The organism is Bradyrhizobium sp., assembly GCF_049581145.1.
Taxonomy (GTDB): Bacteria; Pseudomonadota; Alphaproteobacteria; order Rhizobiales; family Xanthobacteraceae; genus Bradyrhizobium.
Window position 1 is genome coordinate 1 of record NZ_JBAURI010000789.1, and the last position, 3,443, is coordinate 3,443.

1 protein-coding gene is annotated in these 3,443 nt (G+C 64.0%); it reads left to right on the forward strand.

What is annotated here, in order from left to right; all coding sequences use genetic code 11:
* A partial coding sequence (locus WCB02_RS26045; protein ID WP_423962636.1) for an efflux RND transporter permease subunit occupies positions 1-2,907 on the forward strand: 2,907 nt, incomplete at its 5' end.
* Positions 2,908-3,443 lie beyond the last annotated feature (536 nt).

Consider the following 3,443-nt stretch of genomic DNA (forward strand, 5'->3'; position numbering starts at 1 on the left):
TTCAATCCCGCGTCGGCGCCGATCCTGATCTACACGTTGACATCCGATACGCTGGTGCCGGCCGAACTGTATGACGCCGCCTCGACCGTGCTGGCGCAGAAATTGTCGCAGGTCGAGGGCGTCGGCGAAGTCAGCGTCAGCGGCGGATCGCTGCCCGCGGTGCGCGTCGAGCTCACGCCGTCCGCGCTCTACAAATACGGCATCGGCCTGGAAGACGTCCGCGCCGCGCTCGGCAGCGCCAATGCCCACAGTCCGAAAGGAGGCATCGACGTCGGCAGCCAGCGCTACCAGATCTACGCCAACGACCAGGCCTCCAGGGCCGAGGACTACAAATCGCTGGTCGTCGCCTATCGCAACGGCGCGGCGGTGCGGCTTGACGACGTCGGCGAGGTGCTCAATTCCGTGGAGAACCTGCGCAATCTCGGGCTTGCCAATGGCAAGCGCGCGGTCATGATGATCGTCTACCGGCAGCCCGGCGCCAACATCATCGGGATGGTCGACCGGGTGAAGGCGGTGATGCCGCAATTGCGGGCGTCGGTGTCGCCGGCGATCGACATCAAGCTCGCGGTCGACCGTTCGACCACGATCCGCGCCTCGCTCAGGGATGTCGAGATCACGCTCGTCATCGCCATGGTGCTCGTCATCCTGGTGGTGTTCGCGTTCCTCAGGAGCGCGCGCGCCACGCTGATCCCGGTGGTCGCGGTGTCGGTATCGGTGGTGGCGACCTTCGCCGTGATGTACCTGCTTGGATATAGTCTCAACATCTTCTCGCTGATGGCGCTCACGGTCGCGACCGGGTTCGTGGTCGACGACGCCATCGTGGTGCTGGAGAACATCACCCGTTACCTGGATGCCGGTCAGTCGCCGCTGCAGGCGGCGCTGCAGGGCTCCAGGGAGGTCGGCTTCACCGTGCTGTCGATGAGCGTGTCGCTGATCGCGGTGTTCGTGCCGATCCTGCTGATGGGCGGGCTGGTCGGCCGGCTGTTTCGCGAATTCGCCGTCACCATCACGGTTGCGATCGTGATCTCGCTGGTGGCGTCGCTGACGACGACCCCGATGATGTGCGCGGTGCTGCTGCGCGGCGAGCGTGCGCGGTCGCACGGACGGATCTATCGCGTCAGCGAACGCGTATTCGAGGCACTGTTGAACTTCTACCGGCGCACGCTCACCGTGGCGCTGCGTCATCCCCGCCTGGTGATGCTGGTGCTGGCCGCGGTGCTGGCCCTGAATTTCCATCTCTACGCCGTCGTGCCGAAGGGCTTCGTGCCGCAGCAAGACACCGGGCTGCTGATCGGATCGATCCAGGCCGACCAGAGCATCTCGTTCCAGCTGATGCAGCAGAAGCTCACGCGGTTCGTCGACATCGTCAAGAACGATCCCGCGGTCGACATCGCCGTCGGCTTCACCGGCGGGGGCATCGGACCCGGCGGCGGCTCGACCAACTCCGGCACCGTATTCGTCTCGCTCAAGCCGCTGCATCAGCGCAAGCTGTCCGCCGATCAGGTGATCGGCCGGCTGCGCGGCGAGCTCGCGGCGGTGCCGGGCGCCACGCTGATCCTGCAGGCGGTCGGCGATCTCGGCACCGGCGGACGTTCGGGCAACGCCCAGTATCAGTACACGCTGCAGGGCTCGACATCGGCCGAGCTGAACCAGTGGACGCCGAAGATCGTCGCCGCGCTTCAGGCCGTGCCGACGATGACCGACGTCAGCAGCGATCAGCAGAACAAGGGCCTGCAGACCAGCATGATCATCGACCGCGATACCGCCGCGCGCCTCGGCATCACGGTCAGCGAGATCGACAACACGGTGTACGATGCGTTCGGCCAGCGCCAGGTTTCGACCATCTATGTGGCGCGCAACCAGTACCACGTCATCATGGAGGTCGCGCCCGAGTACTGGCAGGATCCGCAGACGCTGCGGGATGTCTATGTCTCGACGTCGGGCGGATCGGCCAGCGGTTCGCAGACCACCAATGCGGCGGCGGGGACCGTCGTATCCTCCACTCAAACCTTGTCGCTCAATTCGGTCGCGGCCAATGCGGTCCGCAATCTCGCGACCAACTCGATCGGGGCCACCGGCAAGGGCGGAGCATCGACCGGGACCGCGGTCTCGACCGGTCAGGAGACGATGATTCCGCTTTCCACCATCGCCCGCTTCGGCCAGGGCGAGACCGCGCTCGTGGTCAACCATCAGGGGCTACTGGTCGCTAACACGATCTCGTTCAACCTGCCGCCCGGCGTCTCGCTGAGTAGCGCGGTTGCGACGATCGAACAGACCATGACCAGGATCGAGGTTCCGCCGACCATCCGCGGCTCGTTCGCGGGCGCCGCGAAGTTCTTTCAGGAATCGCTCGCCAGCGAACCCTATCTCGTCCTCGCCGCGTTCGCGACGATCTACATCTCGCTCGGCATGCTCTATGAGAGCTACGTGCATCCGCTGACGATCCTGTCCACGCTGCCCTCGGCCGGGGTCGGCGCGATTCTGGCGCTGATGCTGTTTCACAGCGAGTTCGACATCATCGCGATGATCGGGGTGATCCTCCTGATCGGTATCGTGAAGAAGAACGCCATCATGATGATCGATTTCGCCCTCGACGCCGAGCGCATCCGCGGCCTGTCGCCGGCGGATGCGATCTTCGAGGCCTGCATGCTGCGCTTCCGGCCGATCATGATGACGACCATGGCGTCGCTGCTCGGAGCGGTGCCGCTGATGATCGGGATGGGCGAAGGCAGCGAGTTCCGTCGGCCGCTCGGCATCGCAATCGCCGGCGGACTGGTGCTGAGCCAGATCCTGACGCTCTACACCACACCCGTCGTCTATCTCTATCTCGACCGCTTCCGGCATTGGAGCAACAGGATGCGACGAAGCGAGCCGGCAGCAGGGTCGTCGTCGATGCGGCCAAACTGAAGCCCCGATCGGCGACAGAGAGACATCGACCGCATGACGCAACGCCGCGTCCGAGACGATCGAATCGTCTCGATTCGATCGCCTAGAAGCCGAGCAACGCCAGGCCGACCCAGCCAAATGCAAACATCGAGCAACCGATCGCCGCGGCTGACACCAATGCTGTGATCGATCTTACAACCAACTCTGCAATCGATCTTACTAATCGCATGACCAAACCCTTCGTAGGCAACGACCCGATTCTGATCGGCGACTGGCGCGCAATCGTGGCGATAACGCGCGATCGTCGATAAAGCTCCCGGCTGTGGCGGCATTGCACCATCGAAGGATGTTTTGCCCGCAAAAGCCCGCAATTTTTGCAAGATCGTGCACAAGGTCGGTGGGATTTTGGCGCATCCATGCCGAAAAGCAGACGGCCGATCGATCGTCATTGGTGCGCCGTTGCTCCGGCCTGCAGATGGGCAACGCTTTCCGTGGCTTTCAGGATGCGTTTTACGTCGTCGTCCAAGCCGCCGCCGTAATCTCGCGCTGATCCCGGG